Consider the following 13,415-nt stretch of genomic DNA (forward strand, 5'->3'; position numbering starts at 1 on the left):
CCTACCATTTTTTGACTTGTTCAACAATTTCCTCAGCTGCCTCTGCTGTTCTAGCTACAATTAAGATAGAATCATCATCAGCTAGACAGCTAAAAATCTGTTCAGAAAATGCTTCAACCAACTGACTCTTCACAAAAATAGTATTTCCAGGAATGACAGCAAGATTGATCATATTTCCCATTAACTCAGAACTCACAATATTGTCCTCAGCCAACTGCAAACTTTTGACGACTGATTTTGGCAACTCATAGATATAGGTGTTGTTCTTCAAAGGAATTTTAACAATCCCAAGCTCCTTGATGTCCCTTGAGACAGTGGCTTGCGTAGCAGAAATACCTGCTTCCTTTAAGTGCTCAACGATTTCTTCCTGAGTCCCAATTTGATAATCTGTAACAAATCTTCTAATTTTTTCAAGTCTCTCTTTTTTATTCATCTTTAAATTCTCTATGTGCTCTCTCTACAACTTTTTCTATTTCAGGAGCAACTTGGTTACTTGCTCCATCTTCCTTTTTCAAATATGCCAAAAATTCGATGTTTCCATGTCCACCTTGGATTGGTGAATAGTCTAATCCAAACACTGAAAAACCTTGTTCAACTGCCATAGCAGTGACAGATTCAAGGACATGTTGATGAACCTTGGCATCGCGAATGATTCCATTCTTTCCAATCTGCTCACGACCTGCTTCAAACTGGGGCTTAACCAGAGCCACGACCTGACCTTGATCAGCCAAGACACGGTGCAAGGCAGGTAAAATCAGACTGAGGGAAATGAAACTCACATCAATACTGGCAAAGCTCGGTTCCTGCTCAAAATCAGTCTTTTCAGCATAGCGGAAATTGAACTGCTCCATGCTGACAACCCGTGGGTCTTGACGTAATTTCCAAGCCAACTGATTGGTACCAACATCGACTGCAAAGACTAACTCAGCACCATTTTGCAACATGACGTCAGTAAATCCTCCAGTGGAAGCACCGATATCAATCGTGGTCGCTCCATCAACTGACAACCCAAAGACCTGCAAGGCTTTTTCTAATTTCAAACCACCACGGCTAACATACTTGAGTTTTTCACCCTTGAGTTTTAGATCAGTGTCATCTGGGATTTTCTCTCCTGGCTTGTCAAAACGCTCCCCATTGAGGACTGCTACAACTAGACCAGCCATGACACCGCGTTTAGCCTGTTCTCGCGTTTCAAACAAGCCCTGTTTATAAGCTAGTACATCCACTCTTTCCTTAGCCATTGATTCTCAAACTTTCTACTACTTTCACAATCGGTGCTGTTTCAAAGGGAACCTGCTGGGCAATTTCTTCTAATTTAGCCTCGGCTTGATTCAGAGTTTGGTTACAAAAGGCAATGGCCTTTTCCAAGCCCAACAAGGCTGGATAGGTCGACTTTTCTGCCTGTAAATCCTTTTGCGGTGTCTTGCCGATTTCCTCAAAACTAGCTGTCACATCCAGTACATCATCTCGAACTTGAAAGGCAAGCCCAATCAATTCACCCACAGTTTTCAGTTTTACTTGGATTTCTGGTTCTAATTCAGCTATGATAGCGGCGGCTTGGAAAGGATAGGCTAGTAATTTTCCAGTTTTATTGGCATGAATGGTCTGGAGTTCTTCCAAAGACAAATGCTGGTGTTCGCCTTCCATATCTAAAACCTGACCTGCCACCATGCCTAGACTACCTGAAGCAAGGGATAAGTTGGCAATCAAATTCACCTTAATCCGACTTGGCAAATCTGCCTGCGCGATCAAGGCATAGGGATCTAGGAACAAGGCATCTCCTGCCAATATTGCCATTGCTTCGCCAAATTTCTTGTGATTGGTCAAGCGTCCCCGACGGTAATCATCATCATCCATGGCAGGAAGATCATCGTGAATCAAGCTCCCTGTATGAATCATTTCCAAGGCCGCAGCTACCTGTGCATGCGCTGGTCTAATAGCGACTTGCAAGGCTTCCAGAACTTCTAACAAGAGAAAAGGCCGAATTCTCTTGCCACCAGCATGAATGGAATAAAGAACGGACTCTCGCAAACTAGAGGCAAACTGCTGGTCTCCATAAAAATTTTCCAAAGCCGACTCAACAAGAGCTAATTTTTCTTGCTTCTTCATTCAAAATCACTTTCTGTTCCGTCTTCTTGCATGACCTTGACCAAGGTCTTTTCAGCCTTGTCCAGCGTCGCTTGGAGCTCTTTTGACAAAACCATGCCCTTTTGAAAGGCCGCAATCGCATCTTCTAGAGCGATTTCGCCATTTTCTAAACTTTGGACAATGGACTCAAGTTCTGCTAGATTATCCTCAAATTTCTTTTGTTTTGACATCTTTAACCTCTAATTCTACTTGACCATCTCGCATTAAAAGCGTCACTTGGTCATTTTTCTTCAAACTCTCAACCGAATCCACAACGGACTCTTCTTTTTTGACAATAGCATAGCCACGCGCCACAATTCGGCTCGTATCCAGCATCAGAAGAGCTTCCGAGAGTCGCTTGACCTCAGCAACCTTGGCATCATAAACCAGAGCTATTTGGCTACGGAGGAGCTTGTCCAACTGAGCAAGCCGATCCTGATAGCGTTGGATTTTGGGAACAGGTGATAATTGCACCAATTGGTGTGTCCTTGCTTGGACTAAATGTTTGCTATCAGAAATCCGTGTTCGCAAACTTTGTTTTAATCGCAGTTGCAGTTGATCCAACCGTTGCAAATATCCATCGTACAAGCGCTCTGGCTGTCTAAAGATGACTGACTGACTGCATTTTTTCAAAGCTTCTTGTTTCTTAGATAGGACATTTCGGACTGCTGTTGCCATCCGTTTTTCCTGATTTTGCAAATGGGTCAAAAGATCCAACTTGGTCACAGGCGTTGCCAATTCAGCCGCAGCTGTTGGCGTCGCAGCACGACGATCGGCCACAAAGTCTGCCAAGGTCACATCCGTCTCATGCCCAACACTAGAAATAACTGGCAAACGAGATTCAAAAATAGCCCGTACCACGATCTCTTCGTTAAAAGCCCAGAGATCCTCGATGGAACCCCCACCACGACCAATGATGAGGACATCTAGGTCCTCACGTTGATTGGCACGCGCAATATTCCGAGCTATTTCCTCAGCAGCTCCATCTCCTTGCACCTTGGTTGGATAGAGAAGGATATCGACACCAGGAAAACGTCTACTGACGGTTGTGATAATATCTCGAATAACAGCTCCACTGCGACTGGTTACCACACCGATTCGCTTAGCAAACTGGGGAAGAGGTTGCTTGAATCTCTCTTGAAATAGACCTTCTTCCGTCAATTTTTTCTTAAGTTGTTCAAACTGAATCGCTAGCGCCCCAACCCCATCAGGTTCAGCTTTTTCAATGATGATAGAGTAGCTACCGCTTGGTTCATAGACCTGCACACGCCCAATTACATTGATCTTCATTCCTTCTTCCAGGTCGAAACCTAATTTTTGATAAATCCCTGACCAGATGGTTGCTTGAATAACTGCATGGTCATCTTTCAAGGAGAAATATTGGTGAGTAGGTCGTTTACGAAAGTTGGAAACTTGACCAGTTAAATAGACCCGTTCCAAGTAAGGGTCTTTATCGAATTTCATTTTCAGATACTTGGTCAAAGTTGTTACCGATAAATACTTTTCCATCTCCACCTACTATTCATTTTCTTGCTTTTCCATGGGTATTATTATACCAAAAACATGCTTAAAAATCACCTTTTTCCTACTGAAACTAAAGGAAAAATAGAAAAAGGAGGCAAGGCCTCCTCATCTAATTATTTACTGTTTCGTGCTTCTTCCAAAATCTTTGCAATTTTTGTCGTCAAAAGGTCTATAGCAACGGTATTGCTGACTCCCTCAGGAATGACGATATCGGCATAACGCTTGGTCGGCTCGATAAACTGGTGGTACATGGGTTTGACCACGCCCAAATACTGCTCAATAACGCTGTCTAGACTACGGCCACGCTCCTCCATATCACGCTTGATACGACGAATAATACGCACATCATCATCTGTATCCACAAAAATCTTGATATCCATCAAATCGCGCAGACGCTTGTCCTCCAAGACCAGAATCCCCTCAACGATAAAGACATCCTGAGGCTCCTGACGATAGGTCTTGCTACTCCGCGTATGCTCTGTATAGTCATAAGTTGGAATGTCCACCGGACGTCCTGCCAACAATTCCTTAATCTGCTCGATCATCAAGTCTGTATCAAAGGCAAATGGATGGTCGTAGTTGGTTTTGACACGCTCTTCAAAGGTCAAGTGAGACTGATCCTTGTAGTATGAATCGTGCTCAATCATGGAAATCTTTTCATCAGGAAAGTGCGATAAAATGGCCCTAGAAACACTGGTTTTACCACCACCAGAACCACCTGTCACTCCGATAATGATTGGTCTATTTTGCATGCTATCCTCCGTTTTTTTATCCGTGGTCTATTCTATCACATTTTTTGCAAAATTTATAGTCTGATTTGGATAGTCTAGGGGAAACAAATCCATCCCCACACTCCAGTTAGACTAGCCCAAAACCTTCCTTGGTTTGTAGAAATTGTCTCGTTTTTCTAGAATGGCTAGCAATGTATCTCCTTCAAAGGCAGCTAATTCCTTATCTGACTGATCAAGCTCAATAAAACGACCAAAGCGCACTTCTGTAGCTTGTTCTGGAGTTAGGGTAACTTTAACAAGATCCCCCGTTCCAATCTCTAGAGGATGGAGAAAGTCCAACTGACCAGTCTCCACTTTTGCAGCAATTTCGTCCAAGGTAAGAGCATCTTCTAGTTGTAAACCTGCAGCACTGGTTCGAGTCAGATGGGACATATGGGCCGCATAACCAAGCTTCTCTCCCAAGTCAACTGATAAGGTACGGATGTAAGTCCCTTTACTGCATTTTACACGAAAAGTAAAGCGTGCAAGATGACCCTCATAAGAAATCGGACTTGTCCGCTCAAATTGATAAATGGTTACCAGGCGTTCTGGACGCTCTACTTCCTGACCAGCACGCGCATACTCATAGAGCTTGCGACCATTGACCTTAACAGCCGAATACATAGGCGGAATCTGAGTAATAGACCCAGTCAGACTTGCAATCGATTCATCGACAAGCTTTTCATCCAAGGGCGACAAAACAAGGGTCTCTGCGACCACTTCCCCACTAGCATCCTCGGTCGTCGTTGAATAGCCCAGAGTAATCTCCCCCTCATAGACCTTGCCCTCATCCTGCATAAATTCGACCATGCGAGTCGCCTTGCCAACCGCAATCGGCAAAACACCCACCACATCCGGATCCAAGGTCCCACCATGACCAATCTTTTTGGTTCCCAAAATCTTACGCAGCTTAAAAACCGCATCATGCGAGGTCATCCCCGCTTCTTTTTTTAAGTTGATAATACCGTTCATTCATTAACTTTCTAAAAATACTAAAACTCTCTTTTGGAAATCCTTATTCTGCTCATAAAGTGCATGGCCGCACTCTGGCAAAATAGTGAGCTGGCTATTTTTAACATGCTGATGCAATTCAACCGAAGCTTCTATGCCTAGAACATCATCTTTTTCCGCTCCAATGATTAGCGTAGGACAGTTGATTTTTTCCAAAACAGTTAGGCTATCATGTTTCAAACAAGATACAGTCTGAATAGCAATACGTTGTTTATCTTTAATGCGACCAAAGATTCCCATTATTTGATAAAGGTATTTAAACCTTCCAAAGGATTTAGTTGTGTAAGAGTGACTAGCAATATCAAACATTAGTTCTTTATAAGTCCCTGTTTGACTAAGGTCAAGCCAGCGACTAATCCGCTCTCTACCAAGATCACCAAGTTTTGGAGTTGTAACAGCTAAAATCAATCTGTCAACTTTTTCTGGAAAATCTACAGCTAGCCATTGAGCAATCATACCGCCTTGGGAAATCCCCATAACAGCAGAACTTTTTAGTCCTAAGGCATCCATTGCATCCGCTACATCAGCAGCCATATTTCGTGTTGTATAATTTTCTGGCAACTTATTGATGCGACTAAAAACATAAACTTTATAAACCTTGGCAAATTCTCGGTAAGTTAAAGCTAACATCTGAGCCATGCCTTTAACCGTCTGTAATCCATCCCCCAACCCTGGTATGATAACGAGAGACTTCTTTCCTTTACCAAAGGTTACATAATCCATGCTTTTCTGATCCAGCTGAAGAACCTTATTTTTCGAAAAGTAAAACATTATTTGCTTTCTCACTCTCCCTTCAGCGCTTCGAACTTCGCTTTCATAGTTGGATTTTTTCGGGTCAATTTTTTAACCGAAACATCTTCCAACTTATTGTTTGCGAGGCGGAGTTGGTTTTCGGATGTGGTTAGGAACTTCTTGACCTCTTCCATGCGTTTGATGGCCTTGTCGATTTCATCAATAGCTTTGCCAAAGTTGGTCGAAGCAGAGTTGTAGTTCTTGGCAAAAGCTAGTTTAAAGGCATCCAAATCTTCCTCAAAATGCGTAATATCGATATTTTGCTCGCGAACCAAGGCCAACTCCTGCTTGTATTTTAGAGAATTAAGCGCTGCATTACGCAAGAGCCCAATCAACTGAATAAAGAATTGAGGACGAACCACATACATCTTTTCATACTCATGACTGACGTCCACAATCCCAGTGTTAAAGTAGTCATTATCTGCCTCAAGCATGGTCACTAAAACCGCATACTCGCAGTTCTTTTCCCGACGGTCCTTGTCCAATTCCTTGTAAAAATCTGCATTCTTATGCTTCTTCTCCGTCCCATCCGCTTCGTTTTTCATTTCAAACATGATGGAAATGAATTCTAGACCATTTTCATCAAAATCACGGAAGATAAAGTCCCCCTTAGATCCTCGCGCAGAAACCTTGTTATCCTTCTCAAAGTAGGCATTTGGAAAGGCAAAACTACGAACCTTGTTAAACTCACTCTCTGCATACTGTTCCAAACTTTCCCCGATAGCTTTTGTGGATTGTTGGGCTTTGAAATTCTTATAGAACTCGACCTGTTCACTAGCCGCCTTGAGCTGGGCTTCGTAATTTTGCTTGAGGGAAGCTAGAGATAACTCATTTTCCTTTTCTTGTAAAAGGAGCTGGTTTTTGACCTGATCGCGCTCTTTTTCAAGGTTAGAAAGGGTCTTTTGCAGTTGATTTTCATGTTCTAAACGCAAGGTAGCCAATTGGTTTTCCAAGTCCTGTACTTCCTTGTCCTTTGCCAATAAAGCCTGATGACTGGTTTGTTCAACCTCTTTCTTAGCCAGTTCTTTCTCTGTATCAAAGTTTTGGATTTGACTCTGTAATTGCACAATTTCTTGATCCTTCTGAGCCAGTTTAGACTGTTGCTCATTCATGGCCTTTTGCTCAGCTAAGGCCAGCTCCTGCTTCATTCGATCGTGCAGTTCCTTATCAAACTCAGCCGTTCTCACTTGGGATAAGAGTTCGGCATACTGACTCTCATTTACTGTAAAGACTTCCCCACAGTTGGGACATTTAATTTCGTTCATAACTTTCCTCTTTCTAGACTTCTGTAACCATTATATCATGCCTGAGGGAAAATCAAAAACAGTGAGTCGAAACCCACTGTTTATATCAGTTACTTTAAATTTTTTCCAAGGCCAAACGCAAATCTTCAATCAAATCCTCTACATTTTCAAGTCCGATAGACAAGCGGATTTGGTTTGGTGTGACACCTGCTGCTTCTAGGTCTTTTTCTGACAACTGACCGTGGGTGGTTGTCGCAGGATGGACAACAAGAGATTTGGCATCTGCCACGTTTGCAAGGTCAGAGAAGATTTCCAAATTATCAATCACCTTGCGAGCTTCTGCCTCTCCGCCTTTAACATGGAAGGTAAAGATTGAACCAACACCTTTTGGCAAATATTTCTCAGCCAAGGCATGATATGGACTGTCAGCTAGTTTTGGATAATTTACCTTCTCTACCTTAGGATGATTTACAAGGAAATCAACAATTTTCTCTGCATTTTGCACGTGACGTTCCACACGAAGAGAGAGAGTTTCAAGCCCTTGAAGCAAGAGAAAGGCATTAAATGGCGACAAGGCAGCACCTGTATCACGGAGCAATTGAACACGAACAGCGATAATAAAGGCTGCTGCACCCACATCACGAGTATAGCTCAAGTTATGGTAACTTGGGTCTTCCTCAACAAATTGAGGGAACTTCCCTGAAGCTGCCCAGTCAAAACGACCACTATCGACAATCACTCCTCCAATAGTCGTACCATGTCCACCAATAAACTTAGTTGCTGAGTGAATGGCAATATCTACACCGTGAGAGAAGACGTTAATCAAATATGGTGTGGCAAAAGTATTGTCCGAAACGAGAGGAATCTGGTGTTTATGAGCAATCTCAGCCAATTTTTCCAAGTCAGGAATGTTAATCAAGGGATTCCCCAAGGTTTCAATCAAGACAAGCTTGGTATTGTCATTGATAGCTGCTTCTACTTCTTCCAAATTATCCACATCCACAAAGGTAGTTGTGATCCCATAACGAGGAAGGGTTTCTTTCAAGAGGTTGAAGGTCCCACCGTAAATAGTTGACGCAGCCACCACATGGTCACCTGCGTGAGCAAGCGCCAAAATAGTGTAGGTTACAGCAGCCATACCTGATGCTGTCGCAAGCGCTCCAACACCACCTTCAAGAGCAGCAATTCTTTCCTCAAAGGCTGCTGTTGTAGGGTTTGTGATACGAGTATAAATGTTCCCTGGTTTTCTCAAGGCAAACAAATCGGCACCTTCTTGCGTGTCATCAAAAACGAAGGATGTTGTTTGATAAATCGGTACTGCACGAGACTTAGTTGCTGGATCAACTACTTGCCCAGCATGTAATTGTAGGGTTTCAAATTTAAAATCACGAGTCATATGACGACCTCCAAATAGCTTCATTAGGGATATTGTATCATCTTGAGCTAGTCTTTTCCAATACCGTTTTTCTATATTTTGATATAAGGAACAACTATGACTAGTCTTACACATCAAACAAAAAAGCACGATTAATTCGTGCCCGTTTTTTAATCTACATAAGTATCTTCGTTTTTGTTGAGGAAAGCGTATGGCAAGCCCATCAAGAGGCCTCCTCCGATAAAGTTTCCGACAAAGGTTACACCCCAGTGACGAAGAATATTAGGTATGTCAAAATTAGCAATTGAATCTGCTGCAACACTGAACTTAACAATCGCAAAAGAAGCAAAGTTCGCAGCAATGTGTTCGTTTGTTAAGAATACAAACATGTAAATTGCTGACAAAACAAGCCAAAGTTTGGCCCCACCGTCTTTCACCAAAACAAATGAAAGAATGGCGATGTTTACAAAGATATTGGCTAAAATACCTTCAAGTAAGACAAGCTCATTGGAACGGCCTAACTTCATCTCGACAACCCCTGAAATGAAGCTATCATGTGTCAGATTTGCATAGGCTGCTGAGTGGGCAAAGCCCCAACCTGCTATCAAAGCTCCGATAAGGTTGAACAAGGTACAGTAAAGTAAAATCTCAGCTGTTTTTCTCCATGAAATTTTTTTCAAGAAACTACCTGCTGTCAAAAACATCATATTTGAAGTTACCAGCTCAGCATTCAAGAAAACAATGTAGGCCAATCCCCAAGCAAAAACGAATGGGAAGAGGAAACGTCCACTACCTGGAGCGATCTTATTAATCAAGTCAGCCCCAACTGCACCGGCAGCCGTACTAAATGTTAAAAAGGCACCTGCAAACATGGAACGAATCGCATACTTAAACTTACTTTGGCTATAAAGACTTTCTTTCTTCTTGCAAGCAAATTCAATCTTTGAAATAAATTCTGAAGAGACCATAAAAAACTCCTAAACTTTTATTTGTGATAATTATAACATAATTCTTGTTTTCTAGAAAGCGTTTTCTGTAAAATTCTAAAATATTTATCTTAAAAATCTTTATCCTAAGCCTTCCTGTCCTTTTTCATAAGAACTATTTTAATCCTATTTTGTTGACATAAAAACCAGTGAAATAGCACTTCACTGGTTCATTCATTCTTAATAACGTTGTCTATACGGTTGATTAAAGGCCTTCAAAATATCCTCAGAAGTCTCAGAATAAGCCTTTGATTCTTTAAAGATTCCTTTGACGATTATACGCTCAGTCGCATTATAATCAACACAGGTAACCAAAGTAATCTCTTTTACGCCATCACGATCTTCGATTTCATCTACACGGTCTGGTGTAACACGTTTAACTTCTGTAATCTCATAAGTATAAACTTTATCCTTATCCGTCAGGTAAATTTTCATACCTGCTTTGGCATTGACCAAAGGTGAGAAGAGCATTTGACTGGCATTTTCAGCAGTAAAGATATGGTGACTGGCTAGAGAATAGTTGCCTTCTCCCATTTTTTGGTCTGGTTTCATGGTCCCTGCTCCGTAGAACAAGTTTACATTATCCAACCCTTTGAAAATAGGGAGGTTAATCTCCACCTCAGGAATAGCGATACCTCCAATAACAGGAAGTTTCTGAGCATCCCATTGTGAAGCCAATACAGCTTCAGATGAAATAGACTTAACAGAGTCAAAATCAAAATTTCCCTCGGATTTTAGGTTTTCATCTATATTTTCCTTAGTGACTTGATTGACTTGGTATTTATTGGTATTCCATACCAAAAAGATATCGCGAATCTTTGAATTAAAAATCAAGGCTAAGGAAAGAAGAATTAAGAAACCCGCTAAAATATTGATAAATAGATTTCTGCGCTTATTTTTCTTACTCTTTTTATTTTTCGTTTTTTTATGAGACATTATGCTTCACCTTCTGTTTCAATTTCAGTCCCAACTTCTTCTTTTTCTGCCGCAGCAACCGTTGTAAAGGTTACAATCTTAGCATCTTGATCTAGACGCATCACCTTAACTCCCATAGTTGAGCGTCCCGTTTGTGAAATATTGGCAACATTCGTACGGATCATGACACCTGTATCTGTGATAATCATCAAGTCTTCATCCCCCTTAACAGTGAGGAGACCTGCCAGAGGACCATTCTTCTCAGCAACATTGGCAGTCTTCATCCCTTTACCACCACGGCCTTTAGTTGGATATTCAGTAGCAAGAGTACGTTTACCATAACCTTTTTCAGTGATGATAAGAACTTCGTCTTGGTTTGTAATCACACTAGCACCAACTACTGTATCTCCTTCACGAAGATTGACTCCTCGAACACCAGTCGCGATACGGCTCATGCCACGAACAGCTGATTGATTAAAGCGAACAGCATAACCAAACTTGGTACCAATGATAATATCCGTATCTTCTTCTGTTAGCAAGACATTGATCAACTCATCCTCATCCTTGAGATTCAAGGCTTTCAGTCCATTTTGACGGATGTTAGCAAACTCTTTAACACTGGTTCTCTTCACAATACCGTGACGAGTTGTAAAGAAGAGATAGGCGTCATCACTACGTTCAGACTCAACGTTGATGATGGTCTGAATGCTCTCACCTTCGTCCAACTTCAATAGATTGACAACTGGCAAGCCCTTAGCAGTACGACCGTATTCAGGGATTTCATAACCTTTTAGTCGATATACGCGTCCTTTATTGGTAAAGAAGAGCAGATGATCATGGGTGCTGGTTGAAACCAACTCACGCACAAAGTCATCATCCTTAACTCCCGTACCTTGAACTCCACGGCCACCACGTTTTTGTGCGGTGAACTCACCTTGGTCCAAACGTTTGATATAGCCCTTGTTAGATAGGGTAATCAAGACATCCGTTTCTTCAATCAAATCTTCATCTTCAAGAGTTAAGACTTCTCCGATCATCAACTCCGTACGACGCTTGTCACCAAACTTGCGTTTGACTTCGTCCAATTCCTCTTTGATGATTTGCGCCACGCGCTCGGGTTTGGCAAGAATATCAGCCAAATCTGCAATCAAGGCAATCAATTCATCATATTCAGACTGAATCTTATCACGTTCCAATCCTGTCAAACGACGAAGACGCATATCAAGGATAGCTTGACTTTGACGTTCAGAAAGCTTGAACTTGCTCATCAACTCAGCTTGCGCTTCCGCATCTGTTTCACTTGCACGGATAATACGAATCACTTCGTCGATATGGTCAAGTGCAATTAAAAGACCTTCTAAGATGTGCGCACGCGCCTCTGCCTTTTCCTTGTCAAAACGAGTACGGCGCACAACCACTTCTTTTTGGTGCTCGATATAAGCATCCAAAATTTGACGAAGGGACAAGATTTTTGGCACGCCATTTTGAATCGCGAGCATGTTGAAACCAAAGTTGGTTTGCATCTGGGTCATCTTGAAGAGGTTGTTAAGGATAACGTTGGCAGACGCGTCGCGTTTAACCTCGATTACAAAGCGGACGCCTTCACGGTTGGACTCATCACGTACGGCTGTAATGCCCTCAATTCGTTTTTCCTGAACCAAGCGAACAATATGCTCATGTACCTTGGTTTTATTAACCATATAAGGGAATTCCGTTACAACGATGCGCTCACGACCCGTCTTAGTGGTTTCAATCTCTGTACGAGAACGAAGGACAATGGAACCTTTACCAGTCTCATAAGCCTTATGAATCCCTGATTTCCCCATGACAAGAGCGCCAGTCGGAAAATCTGGACCAGGCAAGACTTCCATCAAGTCCTTAGTCGTCACTTCAGGATTGTCCATGACCAACTTCACTGCATCAATGGTTTCACCCAAGTTGTGAGGTGGAATATTGGTTGCCATCCCAACAGCGATACCCGTTGCTCCATTGACCAAAAGGTTTGGAAAACGAGCAGGCAAAACCAAGGGTTCACGTTCGTTAGCATCGTAGTTGTCTACGAAATCAACTGTATTTTTGTTGATATCACGAAGCATTTCAAGAGCAATCTTGCTCATACGTGCCTCAGTGTACCGCTGCGCGGCAGCACCGTCCCCATCCATAGAACCAAAGTTTCCATGCCCATCAACAAGCATGTAACGGTAGCTCCACCACTGAGCCATACGAACCATGGCTTCGTAAATAGAGGAATCTCCGTGTGGGTGGTATTTACCCATAACATCCCCTGTAATACGGGCTGATTTTTTATGAGGTTTGTCTGGTGTAACACCTAGTTCATTCATTCCATAAAGAATACGACGGTGAACAGGTTTTAAGCCATCTCGAACATCAGGAAGGGCCCGCGCGACGATAACGCTCATGGCGTAGTCGATAAAGCTGGTCTTCATCTCCTTTGTCAGATTGACATTCACTAAATTTCTATCCTGCATTCATAAATGCCTCATTTCACTATTAGTAATTAGATATATTATACCATAATTTGTCCTTCATTTCAGCCTTTGGAAATCGCTAAAACGTTTACATCGATAACCGAATAGAATATTCGTGACAAAGCTTTTTAAAAGTGATAGAATGAAAGTGTCTGGGGATTCCCCTAAAAAAAATGAAGGAG

Annotated in this window: 13 protein-coding genes; all 13 read right to left on the bottom strand. The window is 42.1% G+C overall.

Translation table 11 applies throughout. From position 1 onward, the window contains the following. Position 1: 1 nt before the first annotated feature. Complete coding sequence (locus P8P68_RS02930) at positions 2–433, bottom strand: arginine repressor (RefSeq protein ID WP_001034394.1); 432 nt, start codon at positions 431–433, stop codon at positions 2–4. Next, positions 426–1,241, bottom strand: a complete 816-nt coding sequence (locus P8P68_RS02935) for a TlyA family RNA methyltransferase (protein WP_001041047.1) — start codon at positions 1,239–1,241, stop codon at positions 426–428. The genes P8P68_RS02930 and P8P68_RS02935 overlap by 8 nt, the downstream gene beginning before the upstream one ends. Then, a complete protein-coding gene (locus P8P68_RS02940; RefSeq protein WP_278276134.1) occupies positions 1,234–2,109 on the bottom strand; it encodes a polyprenyl synthetase family protein in 876 nt (291 codons plus the stop codon). Before P8P68_RS02940 ends, P8P68_RS02935 begins: the two co-directional genes overlap by 8 nt. Then, on the bottom strand, positions 2,106–2,318 hold the full coding sequence (locus P8P68_RS02945; RefSeq protein ID WP_084944567.1) for an exodeoxyribonuclease VII small subunit: 213 nt from the start codon (positions 2,316–2,318) through the stop codon (positions 2,106–2,108). The genes P8P68_RS02940 and P8P68_RS02945 overlap by 4 nt, the downstream gene beginning before the upstream one ends. Beyond that, the gene (gene xseA, locus P8P68_RS02950; RefSeq protein ID WP_084944568.1) at positions 2,296–3,636 is read right to left on the bottom strand and encodes an exodeoxyribonuclease VII large subunit; all 1,341 of its coding nucleotides are present in this window, start codon (positions 3,634–3,636) and stop codon (positions 2,296–2,298) included. The genes P8P68_RS02945 and xseA overlap by 23 nt, the downstream gene beginning before the upstream one ends. A 128-nt stretch (positions 3,637–3,764) precedes the next feature. Continuing rightward, positions 3,765–4,403 carry a uridine kinase gene (gene udk / locus P8P68_RS02955; RefSeq protein WP_009730252.1) on the bottom strand — a complete coding sequence of 213 codons (639 nt, stop codon included), beginning with the start codon at positions 4,401–4,403 and terminating at the stop codon, positions 3,765–3,767. Between the two features lie 111 nt (positions 4,404–4,514). Continuing rightward, entirely contained in the window at positions 4,515–5,393 is an 879-nt protein-coding gene (gene truB, locus P8P68_RS02960) for a tRNA pseudouridine(55) synthase TruB (RefSeq protein ID WP_278276135.1), read from the bottom strand. A gap of 3 nt (positions 5,394–5,396) precedes the next feature. Further along, complete coding sequence (locus tag P8P68_RS02965) at positions 5,397–6,203, bottom strand: alpha/beta hydrolase (protein WP_278276136.1); 807 nt, start codon at positions 6,201–6,203, stop codon at positions 5,397–5,399. An 11-nt stretch (positions 6,204–6,214) separates the two neighbouring features. After that, positions 6,215–7,489 (bottom strand): DUF2130 domain-containing protein, encoded by a 1,275-nt coding sequence (locus tag P8P68_RS02970; RefSeq protein WP_247955055.1) that lies wholly within the window; start codon positions 7,487–7,489, stop codon positions 6,215–6,217. A gap of 94 nt (positions 7,490–7,583) precedes the next feature. Then, positions 7,584–8,864 carry an O-acetylhomoserine aminocarboxypropyltransferase/cysteine synthase family protein gene (locus P8P68_RS02975; protein ID WP_000196319.1) on the bottom strand — a complete coding sequence of 427 codons (1,281 nt, stop codon included), beginning with the start codon at positions 8,862–8,864 and terminating at the stop codon, positions 7,584–7,586. A gap of 149 nt (positions 8,865–9,013) precedes the next feature. Then, positions 9,014–9,811 carry a formate/nitrite transporter family protein gene (locus P8P68_RS02980; protein WP_000254787.1) on the bottom strand — a complete coding sequence of 266 codons (798 nt, stop codon included), beginning with the start codon at positions 9,809–9,811 and terminating at the stop codon, positions 9,014–9,016. A 198-nt stretch (positions 9,812–10,009) separates the two neighbouring features. After that, positions 10,010–10,765, bottom strand: coding sequence for a class A sortase (locus tag P8P68_RS02985; protein ID WP_000018508.1), 756 nt, complete (start codon positions 10,763–10,765; stop codon positions 10,010–10,012). After that, the gene (gyrA, locus tag P8P68_RS02990; RefSeq protein WP_001154049.1) at positions 10,765–13,233 is read right to left on the bottom strand and encodes a DNA gyrase subunit A; all 2,469 of its coding nucleotides are present in this window, start codon (positions 13,231–13,233) and stop codon (positions 10,765–10,767) included. Before gyrA ends, P8P68_RS02985 begins: the two co-directional genes overlap by 1 nt. Positions 13,234–13,415 lie beyond the last annotated feature (182 nt).

The sequence above is a fragment of the Streptococcus sp. D7B5 genome, assembly GCF_029691405.1.
Taxonomy (GTDB): Bacteria; Bacillota; Bacilli; order Lactobacillales; family Streptococcaceae; genus Streptococcus.

What these genes read in the sequence shown, in the direction of transcription:
- P8P68_RS02930 (WP_001034394.1), bottom strand. Translation starts at nt 433, where the DNA reads ATGAATAAAAAAGAGAGACTTGAAAAAATTAGAAGATTTGTTACAGAT.
- P8P68_RS02935 (WP_001041047.1), bottom strand. Translation starts at nt 1,241, where the DNA reads ATGGCTAAGGAAAGAGTGGATGTACTAGCTTATAAACAGGGCTTGTTT.
- P8P68_RS02940 (WP_278276134.1), bottom strand. Translation starts at nt 2,109, where the DNA reads ATGAAGAAGCAAGAAAAATTAGCTCTTGTTGAGTCGGCTTTGGAAAAT.
- P8P68_RS02945 (WP_084944567.1), bottom strand. Translation starts at nt 2,318, where the DNA reads ATGTCAAAACAAAAGAAATTTGAGGATAATCTAGCAGAACTTGAGTCC.
- xseA (WP_084944568.1), bottom strand. Translation starts at nt 3,636, where the DNA reads ATGGAAAAGTATTTATCGGTAACAACTTTGACCAAGTATCTGAAAATG.
- udk (WP_009730252.1), bottom strand. Translation starts at nt 4,403, where the DNA reads ATGCAAAATAGACCAATCATTATCGGAGTGACAGGTGGTTCTGGTGGT.
- truB (WP_278276135.1), bottom strand. Translation starts at nt 5,393, where the DNA reads ATGAACGGTATTATCAACTTAAAAAAAGAAGCGGGGATGACCTCGCAT.
- P8P68_RS02965 (WP_278276136.1), bottom strand. Translation starts at nt 6,203, where the DNA reads ATGTTTTACTTTTCGAAAAATAAGGTTCTTCAGCTGGATCAGAAAAGC.
- P8P68_RS02970 (WP_247955055.1), bottom strand. Translation starts at nt 7,489, where the DNA reads ATGAACGAAATTAAATGTCCCAACTGTGGGGAAGTCTTTACAGTAAAT.
- P8P68_RS02975 (WP_000196319.1), bottom strand. Translation starts at nt 8,864, where the DNA reads ATGACTCGTGATTTTAAATTTGAAACCCTACAATTACATGCTGGGCAA.
- P8P68_RS02980 (WP_000254787.1), bottom strand. Translation starts at nt 9,811, where the DNA reads ATGGTCTCTTCAGAATTTATTTCAAAGATTGAATTTGCTTGCAAGAAG.
- P8P68_RS02985 (WP_000018508.1), bottom strand. Translation starts at nt 10,765, where the DNA reads ATGTCTCATAAAAAAACGAAAAATAAAAAGAGTAAGAAAAATAAGCGC.
- gyrA (WP_001154049.1), bottom strand. Translation starts at nt 13,233, where the DNA reads ATGCAGGATAGAAATTTAGTGAATGTCAATCTGACAAAGGAGATGAAG.